The sequence below is a fragment of the Mycobacterium sp. 050128 genome (assembly GCF_036409155.1).
Classification (GTDB): Bacteria; Actinomycetota; Actinomycetes; order Mycobacteriales; family Mycobacteriaceae; genus Mycobacterium.
Genome location: NZ_JAZGLW010000001.1, coordinates 195,131 through 214,461, shown reverse-complemented (window position 1 = coordinate 214,461; position 19,331 = coordinate 195,131). Strand labels below are relative to the sequence as shown.

Annotated in this window: 19 protein-coding genes and 4 pseudogenes; 8 read left to right on the top strand and 15 right to left on the bottom strand. The window is 65.2% G+C overall.

What is annotated here, in order from left to right:
• The gene (locus SKC41_RS01095; protein WP_330975928.1) at nucleotides 1-1,980 is read left to right on the top strand and encodes a hypothetical protein; all 1,980 of its coding nucleotides are present in this window, start codon (nucleotides 1-3) and stop codon (nucleotides 1,978-1,980) included.
• Nucleotides 1,981-2,018: 38 nt separating this feature from the next.
• Complete coding sequence (locus SKC41_RS01090; RefSeq protein ID WP_330975927.1) at nucleotides 2,019-2,555, top strand: hypothetical protein; 537 nt, start codon at nucleotides 2,019-2,021, stop codon at nucleotides 2,553-2,555.
• A 53-nt stretch (nucleotides 2,556-2,608) separates the two neighbouring features.
• On the opposite strand, the gene SKC41_RS01085 is transcribed toward SKC41_RS01090, so the two are convergent.
• Nucleotides 2,609-3,364, bottom strand: coding sequence for an ANTAR domain-containing protein (locus SKC41_RS01085; protein WP_330975926.1), 756 nt, complete (start codon nucleotides 3,362-3,364; stop codon nucleotides 2,609-2,611).
• Nucleotides 3,365-3,508: 144 nt separating this feature from the next.
• Between SKC41_RS01085 and SKC41_RS01080 the strand changes: the two genes are divergently transcribed.
• Nucleotides 3,509-5,656: a molybdopterin-containing oxidoreductase family protein gene (locus SKC41_RS01080; protein ID WP_442931649.1), complete on the top strand. Its 2,148-nt coding sequence runs from the start codon at nucleotides 3,509-3,511 to the stop codon at nucleotides 5,654-5,656.
• A 22-nt stretch (nucleotides 5,657-5,678) separates the two neighbouring features.
• On the opposite strand, the gene SKC41_RS01075 is transcribed toward SKC41_RS01080, so the two are convergent.
• Nucleotides 5,679-6,428, bottom strand: coding sequence for a VIT1/CCC1 transporter family protein (locus tag SKC41_RS01075; RefSeq protein ID WP_330978713.1), 750 nt, complete (start codon nucleotides 6,426-6,428; stop codon nucleotides 5,679-5,681).
• A gap of 241 nt (nucleotides 6,429-6,669) precedes the next feature.
• On the opposite strand from SKC41_RS01075, the gene SKC41_RS01070 reads away from it, so the two are divergent.
• Nucleotides 6,670-7,161 carry a DUF2231 domain-containing protein gene (locus tag SKC41_RS01070; protein WP_330975924.1) on the top strand — a complete coding sequence of 164 codons (492 nt, stop codon included), beginning with the start codon at nucleotides 6,670-6,672 and terminating at the stop codon, nucleotides 7,159-7,161.
• 8 nt (nucleotides 7,162-7,169) lie between these two features.
• Here the strand turns inward: SKC41_RS01070 and SKC41_RS01065 are convergent, their stop codons facing one another.
• The 5 genes and pseudogenes from SKC41_RS01065 to SKC41_RS01045 all read right to left on the bottom strand — a co-directional run.
• Nucleotides 7,170-7,754, bottom strand: a complete 585-nt coding sequence (locus SKC41_RS01065) for a hypothetical protein (protein WP_330975923.1) — start codon at nucleotides 7,752-7,754, stop codon at nucleotides 7,170-7,172.
• Complete coding sequence (locus tag SKC41_RS01060) at nucleotides 7,747-7,932, bottom strand: hypothetical protein (RefSeq protein ID WP_330975922.1); 186 nt, start codon at nucleotides 7,930-7,932, stop codon at nucleotides 7,747-7,749. The genes SKC41_RS01065 and SKC41_RS01060 overlap by 8 nt, the downstream gene beginning before the upstream one ends.
• A 99-nt stretch (nucleotides 7,933-8,031) precedes the next feature.
• Nucleotides 8,032-8,253, bottom strand: a pseudogene (locus SKC41_RS01055) (steroid 3-ketoacyl-CoA thiolase); the annotation flags it as partial.
• Nucleotides 8,254-8,365: 112 nt separating this feature from the next.
• Complete coding sequence (locus SKC41_RS01050) at nucleotides 8,366-8,779, bottom strand: TetR/AcrR family transcriptional regulator C-terminal ligand-binding domain-containing protein (RefSeq protein ID WP_330978712.1); 414 nt, start codon at nucleotides 8,777-8,779, stop codon at nucleotides 8,366-8,368.
• A gap of 3 nt (nucleotides 8,780-8,782) precedes the next feature.
• Nucleotides 8,783-8,959: pseudogene (locus tag SKC41_RS01045) on the bottom strand (helix-turn-helix domain-containing protein); the annotation flags it as partial.
• Between the two features lie 503 nt (nucleotides 8,960-9,462).
• Here SKC41_RS01045 and SKC41_RS01040 point away from each other — a divergent pair.
• The gene (locus tag SKC41_RS01040; RefSeq protein ID WP_330975921.1) at nucleotides 9,463-10,761 is read left to right on the top strand and encodes a cytochrome P450; all 1,299 of its coding nucleotides are present in this window, start codon (nucleotides 9,463-9,465) and stop codon (nucleotides 10,759-10,761) included.
• A gap of 57 nt (nucleotides 10,762-10,818) precedes the next feature.
• Here the strand turns inward: SKC41_RS01040 and SKC41_RS31805 are convergent.
• The 4 genes and pseudogenes from SKC41_RS31805 to SKC41_RS01025 all read right to left on the bottom strand — a co-directional run.
• Nucleotides 10,819-10,908: pseudogene (locus tag SKC41_RS31805) on the bottom strand (hypothetical protein); the annotation flags it as partial.
• Between the two features lie 74 nt (nucleotides 10,909-10,982).
• Nucleotides 10,983-11,387, bottom strand: a complete 405-nt coding sequence (locus SKC41_RS01035; protein WP_330975920.1) for a hypothetical protein — start codon at nucleotides 11,385-11,387, stop codon at nucleotides 10,983-10,985.
• Nucleotides 11,388-11,502: 115 nt separating this feature from the next.
• Nucleotides 11,503-11,724: pseudogene (locus tag SKC41_RS01030) on the bottom strand (steroid 3-ketoacyl-CoA thiolase); the annotation flags it as partial.
• Nucleotides 11,725-11,766: 42 nt separating this feature from the next.
• Nucleotides 11,767-12,180, bottom strand: a complete 414-nt coding sequence (locus SKC41_RS01025; RefSeq protein WP_330975919.1) for a limonene-1,2-epoxide hydrolase family protein — start codon at nucleotides 12,178-12,180, stop codon at nucleotides 11,767-11,769.
• A 106-nt stretch (nucleotides 12,181-12,286) separates the two neighbouring features.
• On the opposite strand from SKC41_RS01025, the gene SKC41_RS01020 reads away from it, so the two are divergent.
• Nucleotides 12,287-12,913, top strand: a complete 627-nt coding sequence (locus SKC41_RS01020) for a TetR/AcrR family transcriptional regulator (RefSeq protein WP_330975918.1) — start codon at nucleotides 12,287-12,289, stop codon at nucleotides 12,911-12,913.
• A 66-nt stretch (nucleotides 12,914-12,979) separates the two neighbouring features.
• Here the strand turns inward: SKC41_RS01020 and SKC41_RS01015 are convergent, their stop codons facing one another.
• The gene (locus SKC41_RS01015) at nucleotides 12,980-14,191 is read right to left on the bottom strand and encodes a thiolase family protein (RefSeq protein ID WP_330975917.1); all 1,212 of its coding nucleotides are present in this window, start codon (nucleotides 14,189-14,191) and stop codon (nucleotides 12,980-12,982) included.
• A gap of 88 nt (nucleotides 14,192-14,279) precedes the next feature.
• On the opposite strand from SKC41_RS01015, the gene SKC41_RS01010 reads away from it, so the two are divergent.
• Nucleotides 14,280-14,753, top strand: coding sequence for a winged helix-turn-helix transcriptional regulator (locus SKC41_RS01010; RefSeq protein ID WP_330975916.1), 474 nt, complete (start codon nucleotides 14,280-14,282; stop codon nucleotides 14,751-14,753).
• Here the strand turns inward: SKC41_RS01010 and rsgA are convergent.
• Both rsgA and aroA read right to left on the bottom strand, forming a co-directional pair.
• The gene (gene rsgA / locus SKC41_RS01005; RefSeq protein WP_330975915.1) at nucleotides 14,740-15,732 is read right to left on the bottom strand and encodes a ribosome small subunit-dependent GTPase A; all 993 of its coding nucleotides are present in this window, start codon (nucleotides 15,730-15,732) and stop codon (nucleotides 14,740-14,742) included. The two genes, SKC41_RS01010 and rsgA, sit on opposite strands and share 14 nt — an antisense overlap.
• Nucleotides 15,729-17,036, bottom strand: a complete 1,308-nt coding sequence (gene aroA / locus SKC41_RS01000) for a 3-phosphoshikimate 1-carboxyvinyltransferase (RefSeq protein WP_330975914.1) — start codon at nucleotides 17,034-17,036, stop codon at nucleotides 15,729-15,731. The genes rsgA and aroA overlap by 4 nt, the downstream gene beginning before the upstream one ends.
• Nucleotides 17,037-17,090: 54 nt before the next feature.
• Here aroA and SKC41_RS00995 point away from each other — a divergent pair, with 54 nt between their 5' ends.
• Nucleotides 17,091-17,855: an SOS response-associated peptidase gene (locus SKC41_RS00995; protein WP_330975913.1), complete on the top strand. Its 765-nt coding sequence runs from the start codon at nucleotides 17,091-17,093 to the stop codon at nucleotides 17,853-17,855.
• Here the strand turns inward: SKC41_RS00995 and SKC41_RS00990 are convergent.
• A complete protein-coding gene (locus tag SKC41_RS00990) occupies nucleotides 17,850-19,220 on the bottom strand; it encodes an HNH endonuclease signature motif containing protein (RefSeq protein WP_330975912.1) in 1,371 nt (456 codons plus the stop codon). The genes SKC41_RS00995 and SKC41_RS00990 overlap by 6 nt on opposite strands.
• Between the last annotated feature and the right edge of the window lie 111 nt (nucleotides 19,221-19,331).

Genomic DNA, 19,331 nt, shown 5'->3' with positions numbered 1-19,331 from the left:
ATGGGCTTGGCGCCGCCGACGGGTGAGTACGCCGTGGAGATGCTTGCCCCGAACGCGTGGCCGGAGTCCGACGAGGACGTCAACTTCGACCGCGCCGAGCAATACATGCGGGTGTTGCGACAGGTCAGCGACGTAGCGGATAACTGCCGGCATCAGCAGCTCGAGATCTTCGACAGCAATGTCTGGTCGGGAAGTGCCTCCGGGGCCGCCGATAGCGAAGTAGGAACACTCGTCGCAGCGTTGGCGACTCTGCAGAACGGCCTTGCCACTGTGATCACCTGGCACAGAACTATCGCCAGATCGATCATTCAAGCCAAGTCAGACATCTACGACAACGTCGACGTCGCCGAGCGCAAGATCGACGCTCTGGCAAACGAATTCAGGCTGACCGAAGCCGAGCGGACCGAAGCGATCCGCGCGGTGGTCACCGCCACGCACGAGGCAAACGCCGGCGTGGTGACCGCGACTGCCGAGCAGATCCTGGCAAGTAAGGCCTGGACGCCGCCCGACACCGCACTTCAGGACTTGTTGGACCAGAAGGCGCCGCCCGGGAGGCCCGGCGACGACGAGCCGTCAGACACCGATCCAGCGCTGCCGGGACCCGTCGCCCCGCCGCCGCCAGGACCGGTTGCGCCGCCCCCGGTGGGGCCGGCGATTCCGCAGCCGTCGCTGCCCGGTCTCGGTGCGCCGACGATTCCCGGCTGGTCGCCGGCTACGCCTGCTGCCGCAACGCCCGGTCACACAACGCCGGGCAGCGGACCGACAACGCCGGGCACCGTCCGTCGCCCGGCGGCATCGGAGCGGGATGGCAGTGACGGTCCGGCTGATCCGCTGCTGCCGGATGCTGCGCCGTATGGAGTTGGGCCGCAAGATGATTCACCGCGGGTAGCGCCCGCCAGTGCGAGTGTCATGCCCGCGATGCCGATGGCGCCGGGTGCGGCCGGCGCCGGTGCCGCGGCCGGGTCCGCGTCGGGTGCCGGGCCGGGTGGTGGCGGGGTGCCGGGAGTGGGCGGTCCGGCCGGGCGAGTGTCCCGGGGTCAATCCGCAGGGGTCCGGCCGGCCGCTGCGACGCATCGTCCGGCGCCGCGTGCCGAAGGCGTAGCGCATCGTGAAACGGTCGATGCGGGGCAGGTGGCGGAAGTCAACGCGATTGCAGCGATCCCGGTTTCGCCGGCTCGGCTAGAACGCGACGCGATTGCCGACGCCGCAACTGCCGATGCCGCGCGCCGACGCGGGGCCGATCCGCTGCAGTTGGCTCGGCGCATCGCGGCGGCGTTGAACGCCCCGGTTGGCGACAAAGGGCCGGACCTCGGGTTCTTCTGGGTGACCGGTGTGACCACCGACGGCGCAATCGTGGTGGCCAACAGTTATGGGCTGGCCTATATCCCAGACGGCGTGCAGTTGCCCGAGCCGGTATTCATGGCCACAGCCGAGGACGCGATTCCGGCCGCCGAGCGGGCATCCTGGGCCACGTATCCGGTGGTGGCCGTGCAAGGCTGGGTGGCTCATCGCGACGCGGAGTTGCGCGCGGTGATCGGTACTGCCGAACAGTTCGCCGATTCCGACCCGGGTGTGGCCCAGCTGGTGCTCGACCCCGATGACATCCCCGAGAGCGGGGAGATGATCGGCCGCTCCCGGTTAGAGGTGGTGAATCCCGAAGCGGCCGAGCGGTTGGCGCAGACGCCCGACGCGCAGTTGCTCGCATTGCTGCCGCCGGCGCCGGCGGATGCCAACCCGCCCGGTAATGAGCGCATCAGACTGTGGCTACAGGTGATGAAGCCCATGGCCACCACCGACCCTCTTCGTCAGACGCCGCATCTGCAGGCCTTCCACGCCTACGTCAGTCATGCCCAGGGCGCCGTCGTCAACGATGCTTACGCCGCGGCCGACCCGGTAGCCCAGCGCTGCGCTATCGCCGACTGGTTCTACTGGAAACACCTCGCCGAACTCCTCGACGCCGCGTTGTCCATTACTTCTTAGTGCTGGCTCGGTGACCGCCCAGGTCTACTCTCGGAAATATGCTTGCAGCGTTTGGATTCGAAACCCTGGGTGTAGTCGTCGGGGATATGTTCTTCGTCGACCCGACCCCGAACGAAGGTCAGGAAACCCCGGAGCGGGGAGTCAGACTGGAACTCCGTGTTGTCGACCGGGCCGAGCCGCAGGGATCGATATACGCGGGCATCCCGATCGCCTTCAACCGTCCGGTCTGGCGGGTGGACCTGTTCGGGTCCACCGAGAGCCCACCGGGGACGCTGGACCGGGCCCATCACCACCCCAAGTTCAAGGGGTGGGAACCCGGGCGCCGGCACTTCGTCCCCGAGCTGTCAGCCGACCCGGTGTCGTGGTTGACCGAGCAGCTGGCCGATCCGGCCGCCGTGCTGGCGCGGGCGGGCGTCGAACCCGACGACGTCCCGGAGGCCGACAAGGCCGGACTCGCCGCGGCCGCCCCGGAGATTGTCGCGGCGGTGAAGCGGATGCTCGACGGCGTGCGTGACGGGGAATTGGCTCCCGCGCCCGCCGAACCGGTTGCCGCCGCACGCACCGGCTGGCTCTGACTTCGCCCGGCACGGGCTCGCGCCAAAGAGAGTGCCGGGCAACGACATTGTTATTACGTGCTGGGATGCTCCATTTCGACGAGCTTGCGAGCGATGTCCACCAGTCGGATGTTCGCCTCCTGCGACAGCTTCGCCAATAGGTCGAACGCCGCGGCGGCGTCGACGTTGAACCGCTCCATCAGCATGCCCTTGGCCTGGCCGATGATGTCGCGGGTTTCGACTGCCCGCTGCAGCTGCTCGATCTCGCCCGTCATGGCCCGCGCCCGACTCTGGTCCTCGCGGGCCTTGTTGGCCAGCGCCGCCAGCACGTGCATGTGCTCGGCCGCGAGGAGTGACTCACCACCCGCGACGTTCTGCGCCAACGCGGACAACGCTTCGTCGAGCGACGTGATCTCGGCTACCTGGTGCAGCACCCCGAATTGCTCGTCGCCTTCGTCGACCGCGACGTTCTGGCATGTCCACAGCTTCGGCAGAAAGACGTCCGGCTGCTGTGGGTCGGTGATGTCGTACCGCAAGATTGGCATGCTGTCGGCTCCCCGCCGTCGCATCGCTGATTCCACGGACGCGGCAAGCTGCTCCGTGCCGCGGGCCTGCGCGTCGTCAGGGTTGTCCGGAAACACGTCGGACACGAGCTCGCCGAGCAGCTCGCCGCGTGGTCGCAAGGAGAGGACTTCAAAGGTCGCATTGACGCCGCGGATACGCAGGTCGCGGTCCAGCAACATCATGGCCGCGTTGGACGCTTCGAGTGCCAGCGACGCTGACACGGCATCGAAACGATGCTGGTCCAGAACTCGCCGATGCTCGTACATTGTTTTGCGATACCCGATCTGGTCTCGATCGAATCCGCAGCCATTTCGTGAGCCGAACTGTAATTCTTACAGTATGGTGTGATAGTGGCCCCGGTGACCGAGCAGAAGCCGACCTTTTGTCGCATCTGCGAGCCGCTGTGTGGCATGATCGCGACGGTTGAGGATGGGCGCCTGGTGGCGCTTCGTCCCGATAAGGATCACCCACTCTCGTCCGGGTTCGCCTGTCAGAAGGGCATCGCGTTCGCCGAGGTGCACAACGATCCCGACCGCGTCACCACGCCACTGCGCCGCACTCAGGACGGCTTCGAACCGACGACTTGGGATGCGGCGCTGACCGACATCGCCTCGCGGTTGACGACACTTCTGCGCACTCACGGATCCGGCGCAGTCGGCTGGTACATGGGCAACCCGGGCGCCTTCAGCTATGCGCACGTATTTGCCGCGCTGATGTTCATCAAGGGACTCGGCCGTCACGGCCACTACTTCACGTCGTCGTCTCAGGACACCAACAGCAGGTTGATCGCGAGCCAGTTGCTCTATGGTGCACCGACTTCGGTGCCCATTCCGGATCTGACCCGCACCGACCTGCTGGTGCTGATGGGCGCCAATCCCGTTGTGTCACATGGCAGTTTTCTGACCGCACCGCGGATCAAGGACCGCATGCACGATATCGTCAAGCGTGGTGGACGCATCGTGGTCGTCGACCCGCGCCGCACCGAGACCGCCGCAGCGTTCGAATGGCTGGGCATCGTCCCGGATACCGACTCGTTCCTCTTGCTGTCGCTGTTGCACGTGATATTCGCCGACAACCTCGTCGACCACGCCGCCGTGCGCCGGCAAGCCGACGGAATCGATTGGCTGCGCCGACTATCCGAGCCGTTCACCCCGGAGGGCACCGCTGCCCACACGGGCATCGACCCTCGCGACGTACGGGCCCTCGCGCACGATCTGGTTCGCACGCAACGAGCGGCGATCTACGGTCGACTGGGCACCTGTATCGGGCGATCCGGAACCCTCACCACCTACCTCATCGACGCGGTCAATCTCGTCGCGGGGAACCTCGACACGCCGGGCGGTTCCGTATTCAGTTCGATGGAGACACTGGGGCAGCGGTGGCAGAACACGCTGATGGGTTTTGCGCTGCGACGTTCCTACCGTCGCAACCGATCCCGCATCGGCGGGATGGCCAATGCCATTGGCTCCGAACCCGCCGCGCTGATGGCGAAGGAAATCACCACTGCGGGTGATCGTCAGCTCAAGGCCTTGTTTGTATCGGCCGGCAACCCGGTTCTGTCGGTGCCCAATGGCAACGAACTCGAAGCCGCGTTCGAAGCGCTGGAATTATCCGTGGCACTCGACTTCTACGTCACCGAGACCACGGCCCACTGCGACTACATCCTGCCGACTACGACGATGTACGAACGCGATGACTTTCCGTACACCTTCCAAGGGTTCCAAGCCACGCCGTTTCGTCAGGCCACCGAGGCGGTCGTTGCGCCGGCGGGACAGGCGCGGCCGGAATGGGACATTGTCGACGACCTGACCCGGCGCCTGGCGCGCGCCGTGCCGGTATTTGCGGTTCTCGGGATTGTTCGAAAAGTGCTGGGAATCTTCGGAATCGCACTTTCGCCGCGAATATTGATGGATGCCCTCATCCGGATGTCTCAGGGCGGTGACCGGTTCGGCCTACGGCGTGGCGGGCTGACGCTGAAGCGGCTCATGCAGCAGTATCCGCACGGCGTCGTTGTGGCACAGCATATTCGGACCGGCGTATTACGCAACGCCATCGCCTACCTGTCGCGGCGCATCAAGCTGGCGCATACCGGCATCGCCGACGAAGTCGAGAAACTCGCGAACCGGCGCCAGCCCGACGGTTACCCCATGAAGATGATCGGGATGCGCGAGCCGCGTTCGGAGAACTCCTGGATGCACAACTCGCCTTTACTGATGCGCGGCGGCCGGACGCACCGCGCCCTCGTCCATGTCGACGACGCCGAGAGGCTGGCAATCGCCGACGGCGACCTGGTTCGGATCTCGTCCCCGTACGGTGCGATCACCATCCCGATCTCCACCACTAAGGACCTGGTGGCCAGGGTGATCGCGGTGCCGCACGGCTGGGGCCACAAGGGAACCGGGACCTGGCAACTGGCCAATCGGGCGCGTGGCGAGAACGTCAACCAGTTAACGTCAAGTGAGCCTGAGGATGTCGAGTACCTATCCGGAATGGCGTGGCTGACCGGCGTGCCGGTCCGGATCGAAGCGGTGGACGCGCGCAGCTCAGCCACTGGATAGCGAGTGCCCCTGTTTGGCGGTGCTACTGGATCGCGGTGCCGAAGAGGTGGCCGACGCCGTAGGTGAACGCTAGGCCCGCCGCCCCTCCGAGCACGACGCGCAGCACCGCCCGCCATACGCTGCCACCGCCGATCCGGGCGCTGAGCGCACCGGTGAGCGCCAAGGCCGCGAGCACGGCGATAAATGTCACCGGCACTCGAATGGCCGTGGGCGGCAATAGGATTGATATCAACGGTAGCAGCGCTCCGATGATGAACGACGCTGCTGACGCGGCGGCGGCCTGCCAGGGGTTGGCCAGCTCCTGGGGATTGATGTTGAGTTCGGCGTGCGCGTGGGCGGTCAGCGCGTCGTGCGCGGTCAGCTCTTTGGCTACTTGCGCCGCGGTTTCAGCTGATAGGCCTCGGTCCTGGTAGATGGCGGTGAGCTCAGCCAACTCGGCCTCGGGTATGTGCCGTAGCTCATGTCGCTCGGTTGCAAGTTGCGCCTTCTCGCTGTCCCGTTGGCTCGAGACGGAAACGAATTCGCCAAGGGCCATCGAGGCCGCCCCGCCGACCAGGGCCGCCAGTCCGGCGGTGAAGATCGGACCGCGCTCTGTGGTTGCCCCGGCCACACCTACCACCAGACTGGCCACCGAGACGATGCCGTCGTTGGCCCCTAACACCGCTGCTCGAAGGCTGTTCAGTCGGCCTGAACTGTGGCCGGCATGCGGTTCCGCCGCATGCGATGGTTCGTCCGGTACTGCCGCATCGGAGGGCCGGGGCGTTTGCGACATCGGGGGCTTAAGTGGCTGATCGTCACCCATGTCGCCTAGCCAAGCGCATTTCCACCCTGTCGCGCCAGCAAGCGCAGCCTCATCAAACTTTGTCGAGGTACCCATAGTTAGCTTTGCCTTTGCCGCGGTGAACGACGTTATGATCACGCTCGCCCGACCTCACTGGGCGTCCGTTCTAGCCAGCCGCCGCACAAGCCATGACGTTGGCGCCCGAGGTATTTCAACTTCGCAAAGGACCTTCATGACGGTCATTCATGGCTTGCCCGCCCATGTGCTGCTGGTGCATTTCCTCGTCGTGCTTGCGCCGCTGACGGCTCTGCTCGAGATCGTGTGCGCCCTGTGGCCCGCCGGCCGGCGGGGACATCTGGTCTGGTTGACCGCCATACTCGCCGTCGTGACAGCGGTGCTGACACCGGTCACGGCAAACGCCGGTGGCTGGCTGTATGACTTGCGGCGCGATCCCAGCCCGATTCTGCGCGAGCACGCCGAGCTGGGCGACACCATGAGCTATTTCGCTGTGGGGTTATTAATCGTTGCCGCGGCGCTTTTGGTACTCGGGTGGGCCGAACGTCGATCCGGCCCGCGTCACTTGGGCGTCAGCGCTACCGTCGCGGTGGTCGCGCTCGTCGTTGGTATCGCGACGATAGTTCAGATCTACCGAATCGGCGACGCGGGCGCAGATTCGGTGTGGGGCAACGAGATAGCGCACCTGAAACAGGCCAACAACAAGTAGTGGCGGTTTCAGGGTGGTCTCATCATGCCGCCGGGACCCATCATGCCGCCCCCCATTCCCGGTCCCATCATTGTCTGCATCATCGCCGGCATGCCCTCGTTCACAAATCCAGTGACCTCGCGGGCGTGAGCACGGATGGTTTCCGTGAGGGCGGGATCGTCAGCGGTCTCTTCGGCGATCACACCCGTGGGGGTCAGCGTGAGCTGGCGACGATAACCGCCGGCCTGGCGGAAAAGAGTCGGCAGGCTTTGGCTCATGCACATCACCTCGGTTCCCTGATCGAGGTGGGCGTACATGCTTGAGACATGCGCCTGCAGTTGGGCGGTCAGATCTGGAGACTTCGATTCGGTGGTGGTGCGCACGCCGCCGGGAATGTCTTCGACCACACGGCTGATCTCGGTGTGTCGCTTGAACATTTCCATGTAGCGGCTCATATCCATGTGACCGGCGCCCATGAAACCGTCTCCGTCGGTGAGGCGGATGGCCGAGGACGGTTCGAACAGGTTGCGAAGGACATAGCCGAGACCTACGACGCTGCTCGCTGCGATCGAACCGAGCGCAACGAGGGCCGCCCGTCGCGTCAACCTAGCCATCGCGGTCAGGCACGGAGGCAGCTGTCCCCTTGCCCTGGCTGCCGTCCCGAATCAAATCGCGCATCGCGAAGGCCACTACGACGACCATGGCCACCAGAAGCGCTGCCAACACGACGTACATCACGCCGCTGCCCCATCCCCAGCCACCGCCGTTCCACATCCAGCCCCAACCGCACATGTCCGGCGCTCCCTTTGTCAGGTGATCCTTGAGACAGAGGATGCGCGGGCCGTTCGCGAGCTTCTAGGGTCGATGGTCCCTCTTTATGCGTCGAAGCGCCTAGCCGAGGCGCTCGATGATGGTGGCGTTGGCCATGCCGCCGCCCTCGCACATCGTCTGCAGCGCGTACCGTCCGCCGCGCTGTTCGAGGGCGTTGACCATTGTGGTCATGATGCGAGCGCCGCTGGCGCCCAACGGATGTCCGATCGCGATGGCGCCGCCGTTGACGTTGGTCTTGGCCAGGTCGGCACCGGTGTCGTGAGCCCAGGCCAGCACGACCGGAATGCCACGTTGCGGGCGCGGGCGGCGGGCATTCCGGAGCCCGCCATGCGCGCATCATCGGCAAGATCCCCTCGGGCGGCATAGGGGGCAATCAACCCAAAGCGGCGAACCATCAGCGGATCGACAGGCCACTCATCAATGTGTCGATCAATCCGTCATAACGTCCAATCGCTTCGTCCACCGATGTCGTGACGCTGAGCATGCGATACAGCGTGGCTCCGATTAATGCGTCGGCGGCAGCGTCAATGTCGGCGTCTGCGCGTACGTGACCCACTGAGATTCCGATCTGTAGGCGGTGCCTTAGAGCGCCGTGGAAGCGGTCCGTGAGTTGCTGGTACAAGGTGTCACGGTCTCGTAGATCCTCAGCGGCGGCGGCGGCAAGGGCACGGACGAGCGCGACGTTTTCAGGCGCTGCACTGAGTGCGGCGTACTCGTGCATCCAGGTCCGTAAGTCTGCGACGGTGTTGCCCGTATTTGGCAGGGTGAAGTCGGTCAAGGCGTAGGCCTGCATGACGGCCTCGGCCACTAAGGGACCTTTCGACGGCCACCGTCGATATACGGTCTGCACCCCCACCCCGGCATCGGCGGCGACCTTATCCATCGACACCGCCCCATATCCGCCTTCTATGAGCAGGGCGCGGGTGGCTTCAAGGATCGCCCCATGTGCCGCTGCGCTGCGGGGTCGTCCTCGGCGGGATTGACTCACCAGCAGAACCTTAGGGCAAGATTCAGCGCCCTAACTGTTGCTCGTGCCTCCAGGAGGCCGGACACCCAGCTGTGTACATCGGCTTGCGAACATGAGACTATTTTCGAGAAAAATATTCTCGTAATAAGGATGGCCGGCTGGATGAGCAGCAAAGGCGGGAGAGGATTGTCCGATGACTGAGACCCACACTCGCGGTCTCCGGACAGGCGGCTATCGGGCCCTCGCGGTCGTCGCCATCGGCGTCTTGCATTTTCTAGTTCCAAGCGCTTTTGACCCCATCAACCGGCTCAGCTTCCCTGGCCATGCGCGGAGATTCACCTACATCAACGGTGCCATCGAAACAATGATCGGCGTCTTGATGGCATGTCCACGGACGCGTCGACAGTTGGTTGCCGTATCTGTCTGCTACGTCATCTACCTGACGGGCAACATCATTCGAGCCCGGACTGAAATCTGTAACCGTCAAGTTCGCCTGAGCGGGCGGGGCGGATAGGGGGAGCGAGATGTCGATCAATCACACCGCGCGGAGGGCTGTTGAAGCCGTCAAGCCTTTTGGTGATGCAGTCCGGATGAACGCGTCAGCCGCGATTCGGACCCGTCGACGTGGCTACGACGGCTGGACGGGTGCCGTGAACACCGACTACGACCCACAGAATCCGGGCACTGCTGCGCAACCGTTCGACGCCTACCGCGCGCTGCACAGGGGTGGGCGGGTGCATTACAACCCGAGGCGAGCCACCTGGATCCTCAGTCGACTCGAAGACGTTCAAGCCGCGTTGCGCGATACCGACCACGTCACCAGTACCCAAGGGGTCACCCGACTCAGGTTCTCGGCACCGCTCGCGGTGCTCACCGACGGCGAAGAACACACCCGGCTGCGCAAGCAGGTCCAACCCGGATTTAGCAAGGGAGCCATGAATATATGGCAGGGAATGACTGAGAAGCTCGCCGTGGAACTCGTGTCGGACCTCTTGGCCAACCCCGGTTGCGATGTCGTGCAGCACTTGGCGATACCCATGCCGATACGCCTGATCGCACAAATCCTTGGAGTACCCGAATGCGATGTCAGCGACTTTCGGCGATGGTCGGAAAAGGCTGTGGGCATCATGGAATTGACCCCCACCCCGACAGGCCTGGTCGGAGCCGCCAAGTCGCTGGCCGCCACAGTTGCGTTGCAACGTTACTTTGCAAGGCAATTCGCTGTCGGTGGACTCAAGGGCTCGGGCACCGTGTTGGGTCGGCTGCTTGAACACAACACTGATGGCAGCCTCACAGATCGCCAGCTTCTCCTCATCGCGATTCACCTGTTGATCGCCGGAAATGAAACAACCACCAACCTGCTCGGCGGGATGTTCGATACCTTTGCGCACAACCCCGAACAGTATGACTTGATCCGCGCCAATCCCGACCTCATCCCCATGGCAGTCGAAGAGCAACTTCGCATCACGACCCCGATACAGAACCTCTACCGCTATACCCGCGCCGATTACCGGATCGGTGATGTCACCATCCCAACCGGATCACGGGTCCTTCTCTCCTTCGGCGCGGCCAACCGTGACCCGCTGATCTTTGAGGATCCCGACGAGTATCGCGCCGACCGCAACCCGCGCATGCACCTCGCGTTCGGGTACGGCGCACATATGTGTCTAGGGGCACCATTGGCCCGCATGGAGGCACAAGCGGTGCTGCGCGAACTGGTAACCCATGTCGCCAGGATCAACCCAGATGGGCCGACGACGTGGTCCAGTCACAGCTCCTTGCGCGGGCCAACCCATCTGCCGGTCCATCTGATGCCAGCCTGACTGCTTCGCTTCCCCTAGCAGAAGTCTCAAGAAGTCGATCCTTCGTTGTGAAGCCGCCTAGCCGAGGCGCTCGATGATGGTGGCGTTGGCCATGCCGCCGTCCTCGCACATCGTCTGCAGTGCGTATCGTCCGCCGCGCTGCTCGAGCGCGTTGACCATTGACCGCGCCACCCGACGAACTGTAATTCGCGGTGCAGCCTCTTGCCGCAAGTTGTTGAACCTCAGGCGGTCGGAGGGAACACGGCCTCCGGCGGTAGGGAACTCATGGGGTACTCATTTCGCGATAGGACAACCGTCCCAGTCGGCGTGGACATACCTTCGAGATAGTGGTGTCCATCGGGAATCCCCGAATCAACCATCGAATTCAGCAATTCGACGACTTCTGTCGCTTTGGCGGCGTCGAGCCGCCACAACACGGTGCCACTGTGAAACTCAATGTCTGCGGCGCCCGGTTCGATGCGGAACAGTAGAGTCGACGCGCCGTGGTCCAGGCGAGCTGATCCTTGCTGCGTTGCCTGAGTGACCGCTGCCAGCACTTCGCTTACACCCGCATCGTCCATCGCCAGCAGCACCGCGTCGTGACCGGAATCGAGCTTTTCGGCCAGTTCGACGTAAATCACGCTCATGAGGACCATGCTTCCGTCGCGAATACCTTGAGCGGGTTGGCTGCCATTTCATCCCCACTTCTTCAGCAATCCGACCCTATCGCGACAGGCTACGCCCGTTCGCCGATCCGCTGATCTAGCCCAACCGCTCGATGATGGTGGCGTTGGCCATGCCGCCGCCCTCGCACATCGTCTGCAGCGCGTACCGTCCGCCGCGCTGTTCGAGGGCGTTGACCATTGTGGTCATGATGCGAGCGCCGCTGGCGCCCAACGGATGTCCGATCGCGATGGCGCCGCCGTTGACGTTGGTCTTGGCCAGGTCGGCACCGGTGTCGTGAGCCCAGGCCAGCACGACGGGCTTGCGGCGAGGACATCGGGCAGTCGAAAATTGCCGAAATCCTTATACGGTCGCGGGGACGAGGGCGCTAATGTCTTCGCCTTGAAGGAGTTTCACGGTCAGCGATACGTCGAAGTAATCCGTCCAGCGGGTGATCTTCCCGTCGTCGCCGACTACGAAGGTACCCATCACGGGGACTGCCGGCTTGCTGCCGTCCGGTGCCTGGATGTAGTCAAGGCGCTCGGTCAGCACCACTGGTCCGTCGCTGGCCATGTTCACGATTTCAAAGGCGTAGGCATCGGGAAACATTGCAAACTGCGCCGCCATATTCTCAACAATGGCATTCACGCCGTTGGACGCTGGCATGCCGACATTCTGATAGACAGCGTTGTCGGCAATCAGCGGTCGCAGCGCCTCTGCGTCACGTTCCTCCATCAGCGCGCAGAACCTGCGGACGACATCAACAGGTGCAGACATATCGCGGAACCTCCACGTCAGACTGAATCAGTGGGCATCACCTACAAGATGTATGTGACATTCGGACTGTATGTGACCTACACCGTGTATGCAATAGGCTGGCGCAGTGGCGCTTGACGATGAGGCCCTAGACACGAAAGCGCGCCGGGCGGCGCAGGCAGAAGCCACTCGTGCCGCACTCGTCGCTGCCGCTCGACGGCTGTTTGTCGAAAAGGGCTATCACCGAACGGGCACCCAAGAAGTTGTGGCAGAAGCTGGCGTCGGCACCCGTGGTGCGCTCTACCACCACTTCGCGGATAAGCAGGCGCTATTCGAAGCGGCGTTCCTTGCGGTCGAAGAGGACCTGGTCGTCGAGGCCGCAAAAAACCTTGCCGACCCTGCGGACGGCGCGCTAAACCAATTGCGGCAGGGCCTAATTGGCTTTCTGGATGCCTCGCTCACTCCTCATGTTCAGCGGATATTGTTGATCGACGGGCCAGCCGTCCTCGGCTGGGTCAAGTGGCGTGAATTGGAAAGCCGCTACGGACTTGGGGCCATCCGGGCCATGCTTGAACGTGCCATCGACGAGGGCGACCTTGCGGTAAATCAGCCCACTGACGCTTTGGCGCACCTTCTACTCGCCGCTGCCGACGAAGCCGCCCTTTTCATCGCGAACGCACCCGATCAACTTGTAGCGCGCGAGCAAGGAGTGCGGGCGCTGAACGCCCTGCTTGACGGGCTTCGAGTCAAGTAGTGCGATCAACAGTTAATAGAAACCCCACGCCTATGAAGCAGGGCCCTGTCGCTTCGTTGACTCTTATTAGCGGAGCCGCTCGATGATGGTCGCGTTGGCCATGCCACCGCCCTCACACATCGTCTGCAGCGCGTAGCGTCCGCCGCGCTGTTCGAGCGCGTTGACGAGTGTTGTCATGATGCGGGCACCGCTAGCGCCGAGCGGGTGACCAAGGGCAATGGCACCCCCATTGACGTTGGTCCGTTCAAGTATGCCGCTCTGCTCCCTATCCACGTCCTTTGCCCAGGCCAGCACGACGGGCGCGAAGGCCTCGTTAACCTCGAACAGGTCGATGTCGGCCAGCGTCAGGCCGGATCGCTGCAGTACCTTCTCGGTCGCCGGGATGACGCCGGTCAGCATGTAGAGCGGGTCATCGCCCACCACCGTGGTCGTGTGGATGCGCGCCAGCGGCCGCAGGCCCAGCTTCTTGGCGACCTCGCTGGTGGTGATCAGCACCGCGGCGCTGCCGTCCGAGAGCGGCGACGAGTTACCCGGCGTGATCTCCCAATTGATCTGCGGGAAGCGCTGTTCCATCTTCTCGCTGTAGAACGCGGGCTTCAGCGTGGCCAGCGTCTCCACCGTGGTGGCGGGACGAATGATCTCGTCGGTGTGCAGCCCGGCGATCGGGATCAGCTCGTTCTCGAACAGCCCGTCCTTGGTGGCGCGGGCGGCCTTGTCGTGGCTGCCGGCGGAGAACTCGTCGAGTTGGGTGCGCGAGAAGCCCCACTTGGCGGCGATCAGCTCGGCGCTGATGCCCTGTGGCACCAGCCCTTCGGGGTAGCGCGCGGCCATACCCTCGCCGAACGGGTCGCTGCCCGGCAATACTTGGGTGCCCATCGGCACGCGGCTCATCGACTCCACGCCCGCGGCGATCACCAGGTCGTAGGCGCCCGCGATAACGCCCTGGGCGGCGAAGCTGATGGCCTGCTGGCTGCTGCCGCACTGCCGGTCGATGGTTACTCCGGGAACCGACTCGGGGAAGCCCGCGCCCAGCAACGCGTTACGCGCGATGTTGACCGCCTGATCGCCAACCTGGGTGACGGCCCCGGCGATGACGTCGTCAACCTGCGCCGGGTCCACACCGGTGCGGGCCACCAGTTCGCGCAGGCTGTGCGCCAACAGGTCGACCGGCAGTACGTCGTGCAGTGCTCCGCTGGCCTTGCCCTTGCCGATCGGGGTCCGGACGGCGCCGACGATGACGGCGTCGCGGCCCTGAGAACCGGTCGAGAATGCGGTCATGACTCCTCCTCGAGTCCTGAGTATGGCTTGATATACCCAGCAAAACGCCTAGGTATACTGAAATCAACCCAGATGGGAGGTGATCTACATGACATTTCTGCAGGGCGCGCTGGCGGACCGCGAGAAATGGTCGCCGGTCGGTCAGTGCGCGATCGAGAAGACGATGGCGGTGGTCGGCACCAAGTCCGCGATGCTGATCATGCGCGAGGCGTACTACGGCACCACTCGGTTCGACGACTTCGCCCACCGCGTCGGTATTACCAAGGCCGCCACCTCGGCACGCCTGTCCGAATTGGTGGAGCTGGGGCTATTGGCGCGCCGGCCTTATCAGGAGCCGGGGCAGCGCAGCCGCGAGGAATACGTGCTGACCGAGGCCGGCACCGACTTCATGCCGGTGGTCTGGGCGCTGTTCGAGTGGGGACGACACCACCTGCCGGGCCGTCACAAGCTGCGCCTGACGCATCTGGATTGCGGCGCCGAAGCGCGCGTCGAAATCCGTTGCACCGAGGGTCATCTGGTGCCGCCCGACGAGCTCGGCATGCGGCTGGCTAAGTCTCCCTGAGCGCCGCCAGCAACCGGCGAGCTGCCGCGACACGGCGAAGGGCGGGACCGGAGAGCGTGTCCAGCGCGCATTCCGGGTCTGCCGGGGGGCCCATGTGCCCGCAGCCGCGCGGGCAGTCCTCGATCGCCTCGGCGAGGTCCGAAAAAGACTTCAGCACGTCGTCGGGCTGGATGTGGGCCAGCCCGAAGGAGCGGATGCCCGGGGTGTCGATCACCCAGCCGCTGCCGGGCAGCGTGTCGCCCAGCGGCAACGCGACGGACTGCGTTGAGGTATGCCGGCCCCTGCCGATGTCGGTGACTACGCCGACGGCCCGATCGGCTTCGGGCACAAGACGATTCACCAAAGTCGATTTGCCGACCCCGGAATGCCCGAGCAGCACGGTGATCTTGCCGTCGAGCAGGTCCGCCACGGCGAGCAGGGGGTCGTCGACGCCGGCGGCGATCACCGTGAGATCCAGGTCGACGAACTGCTCGGCGAAGGGTTCGGGCGGGGCAAGGTCGGTCTTGGTCAGGCACAGAATCGGTTTCAGCCCGCCGGTGTAGGCGGCGATCAGCGTGCGGTCGACCAGGCCGGTGCGCGGCGGCGGGTCGGCCAGCGCCACCACGATGAGCAGCTGGTCGGCGTTGGCGACCACCACGCGCTCGGTGGGATCGGTGTCATCGGCGGTGCGCCGCAACACCGTTCGTCGCGGACCCCGGCGCACAATGCGGGCCAGCGTGTCCGTCTTCCCGGACAGATCGCCGACGATGTCGACGTCGTCGCCGACCACGATCGGAGTGCGGCCCAGTTCGCGGGCCCGCATGGCGATGACCCGGTGATCCGGGCGGCCGCCCAGCACGCATCCCCAGCGGCCACGGTCGACGCTGACCACCATGGCGGACTGGGCGTCGGCGTGCTCGGGACGGGTTTTGGTCCGGGGTCGTGAACCCCGGCCGGATCGGACCTTGACGTCGGACTCGTCGTAGTCGCCCGGCCTCAAACGCTGGACTCCCCGTCGGCCAGCATCCGCGCCCACAGCTGGGCGAATTGCGGCAATGTCTTGGTGGTGGCGCCGATGTCGTCGACCTGGACTCCAGGTACTCGCAGCCCGACGATCGCGCCGGCCATTGCCATGCGGTGATCGGCGTAGACCCGCCAGGTGCCGGAATGCAGCGGCGTCGAGGTGATCACCAGGCCATCGGCGGTCTCCTGGCAGTCGCCCCCTAGCCGGTTGATCTCGGCGCTCAGCGCGGCGAGGCGGTCGGTCTCATGGCCCCGCAAATGGGCGACACCGGAAAGCCGTGACACCGAGCCAGGTGTTGCCAACGCCGCCAGTGCCGCGACCGACGGCGTCAGCTCACCGACCGCGCGCAGGTCGACATCAAAGCCTGGGTAGCCGTTGTAGCCGTTGGCGCCCTGCACTTCGAGATATGAATCAGACTGGGTGACAACGGCATTGAGCTTTCCAAACACGTCGAGAATGTCGTCGGCGGGTTGCACGCTGGTCGACGGCCAGCCGGTGATGCGTACGGTGCCGCCGGTGACCACCGCTGCCGACAGGAACGGAACTGCGTTGGTGAGGTCTGGCTCGACTTCCCAGTGCCGGGCCGCGACGGTGCCGGGGCGCACGTGCCAGCGGTTGGGTACCGAATCGTCGACGTCGACTCCGCCCTGCCGCAGCATCACGGTGGTCATCGCGATGTGCGGTGCCGAGGGCAGCGACGCACCGATGTGCTGCACCGTCAGGCCGTTGCTGAACGACGCACCGCACAGCAACAGGCCGGAGACGAACTGTGACGACGCCGACGCGTCGATCGCCACGGTGCCGCCGGCGACCGATCCGCTGCCCAGCACCCGGAACGGCAGTCCGGTTCCCTCGATCGGGACACCAAGGTCGCGCAGCGCGTCCAGCAGCGGCGCGATCGGACGGACCCGGGCTTGTTCGTCGCCGTCGAATTCCACCGGAGCGTTCGCCAGCGCCGCCAGCGGCGGCACGAAGCGCAACACGGTGCCGGCCAGGCCGCAGTCCACGCGGGCGCCGGGGCCCGGGTCGAGTCGGCCGCTGACCCTCAACTCGGAACCGTCGCCGTCCACCCGCAGCCCCAGCGTGGCGAGCGCGCCGATCATCAGGTCGGTATCGCGGCTGCGCAGCGCGCCGCTGATGGTCGAGGCGCTCTGCCCTTGCGCACTCGCTAGTCCCGCGAGCACCAGCGCCCGGTTGGTCTGCGATTTCGAGCCCGGCACGGTCACGGTCGCATGCACCGGCGTCGGCGCGAAGGGGGCCGTCCAGGCGTCGGTGTTCACGGCTTCATCCTGCCGTGTCGGCGGGTGTCGTGGGTACGGGGCACCATGGAAGTCATGTGTGGACGGTTTGCGGTCACGACGGATCCGGCCCTGCTGGCCGAGAAGATCAAGGCGATCGGCGAAGCTACCGGTACCTCGGAGCGTGCGTCGGAGCCGAACTACAACGTGGCTCCCACGACCACGGTCGCGACGGTGGTCTCCCGCCACAGCGAGCCGGACGACGAGCCGACTCGCCGGGTGCGGCTGATGCGCTGGGGACTGGTTCCGCCGTGGGTCAAGACCGGTCCCGACGGTGGGCCGGATTCCAAGGGTCCGCTGCTGATCAATGCCCGGGCCGACAAGGTGGCCACGTCACCGGCCTTCCGCGGTTCGGCCAAGAGCAAGCGTTGCCTGGTGCCGATGGACGGCTGGTACGAATGGCGACCCAATCCGGACAACCCTGCGGGCAAGAAGACCGCCAAGACGCCGTTCTTCATGCACCGCGACGACGGTGAGCCGCTGTTTATGGCCGGCCTGTGGTCGGTCTGGAAACCGGACAAGGCTGCGGACCCGCTGCTGAGCTGCACGATCATCACCACCGACGCCGTGGGTGAGCTGGCCGCCGTCCACGATCGGATGCCCCTGGTCCTGGCCGAGCGCGACTGGGATGCCTGGTTGAATCCCGATGCCCCGCTGGACCCCGAGCTGCTGAACCATGCCCCGGATGTGCGGGGCATCGAGCTGCGCGAGGTGTCGAGGCTGGTGAACAGCATTCGCAATAACGGTCCCCAGCTGCTCGAGCCGGCCGAGCCGGAGGCCGAACAGATCACACTGCTATAGCGGGTCATCCCCTTCGAGAAGCAGCTTCTCGGGGTGGTGGTAGGAGTTGGTGCGCGGTTGGCCTCGATCAAGGTGCGGGGGCGGGATCCATTCGGTATCGCCGTTGGCGCGTTTTCTGGTGGTCCAGCCCGTCGGTCGCAGCATTCGGTGGTGGGGGCCGCAAGCGAAAGTGAGGTCGTCGACGTCGGTGGTGTGGCACTGGGCATAGTCGGTGACATGGTGAACTTCGCAGTAGAAGCCGGGCAGGTTGCATCCGGGCGCTGAACAGCCGCGATCCTTGGCGTACAACACGATTCGTTGTCCGGGTGAGGCGAGGCGTTTGGTGTGATGCAGGGAAACAGCTTTGCCCTTGTCGAAGATGGCCAGGTAGTGGTGGGCGTGGCGGGCCAGGCGGATGACGTCGCTGATGGGCAGCCGGGTGCCTCCGCCGGTGATCCCGTGGCCGGTGGCGGCTTCCAACTCGGCCAGGGTGGTGGAGACGATGATGGCGGCGGGCAGCCCATTGTGCTGACCGAGCTCTCCGGAGGCCAGGACCGCGCGCAGGGCGGCGTTGAGGCCGTCGTGGTGGCGTTGGGCTGCTGAGCGGGGGTCGTGATCGATGGCGTCTTGGCTGGGGGTGCCGTCGACGCAGGGGGTGTGGTCGTCGGGGTTGCACATGCCGGGGGCGGCCAGTTTGGCCAGCACCGCTTCCAGGGTGGCACGTAGTTCGGGGGTGATCCAGCCATGTAGGGCTGACATGCCGTCGGGTTGCTGGCTGCCCAGGGTCACCCCGCGCCGCCGGGCGCGGTCGTCGTCGGAAAAGTTGCCGTCGGGGTTGAGCAGGTCGGTGAGGTGCTCGGCGAACCCGGTCAACTGGTCAGGCCGGTAGTGGGTGGCCAGCCGGGTCAGGTCGGCTTCGGCGCGGGTGCGGGTCTCGACATCGACCCACCCGGGCAGCTGGTGGTAGAAGCGGCGGATCACCGCCACATGCTCGACCCCGAGCTGCCCGGCGCGTTGGGCTTCGGCGGTGGCGGCCAGCACCGGTTTTAAGGGTTCACCGGTCAGGGCGCGGCGCTCACCGAGATCAGCGGCTTCCCGCACCCGCCTGCCGGCTTCGGCGCGGCTGATCAATGTCCACTCCGCGATCGCGTGGGACAGTTTGCCGCCCAACTCCGCCGGGGTGGCCTCCTGCTGGAGTTGGTTGATCAGGGGATGCTCGCCGGCGGGTAGGCGCCGTCGTATCTTCTCGTAGCGGCCCAGCAGCACCAGCCGCTCGCGGGTGCACAGCATCTCGGTATCCAGGCCCAGGACGCCGTCCAGGGCGGTGTCGAGCGCGTCGAAGGCCGCCGTGACGACGTCCCCATCGACGACCACCGCTGAACTCATACCCTGAAACTAAACCCACCCACCGACAAAAAACGCCACCATGTGACTACAGAAACCACAGTGGCGCAAGAGAATTCGCCCGTGTGCACGCACGGCGACTGCCCCTCAAGG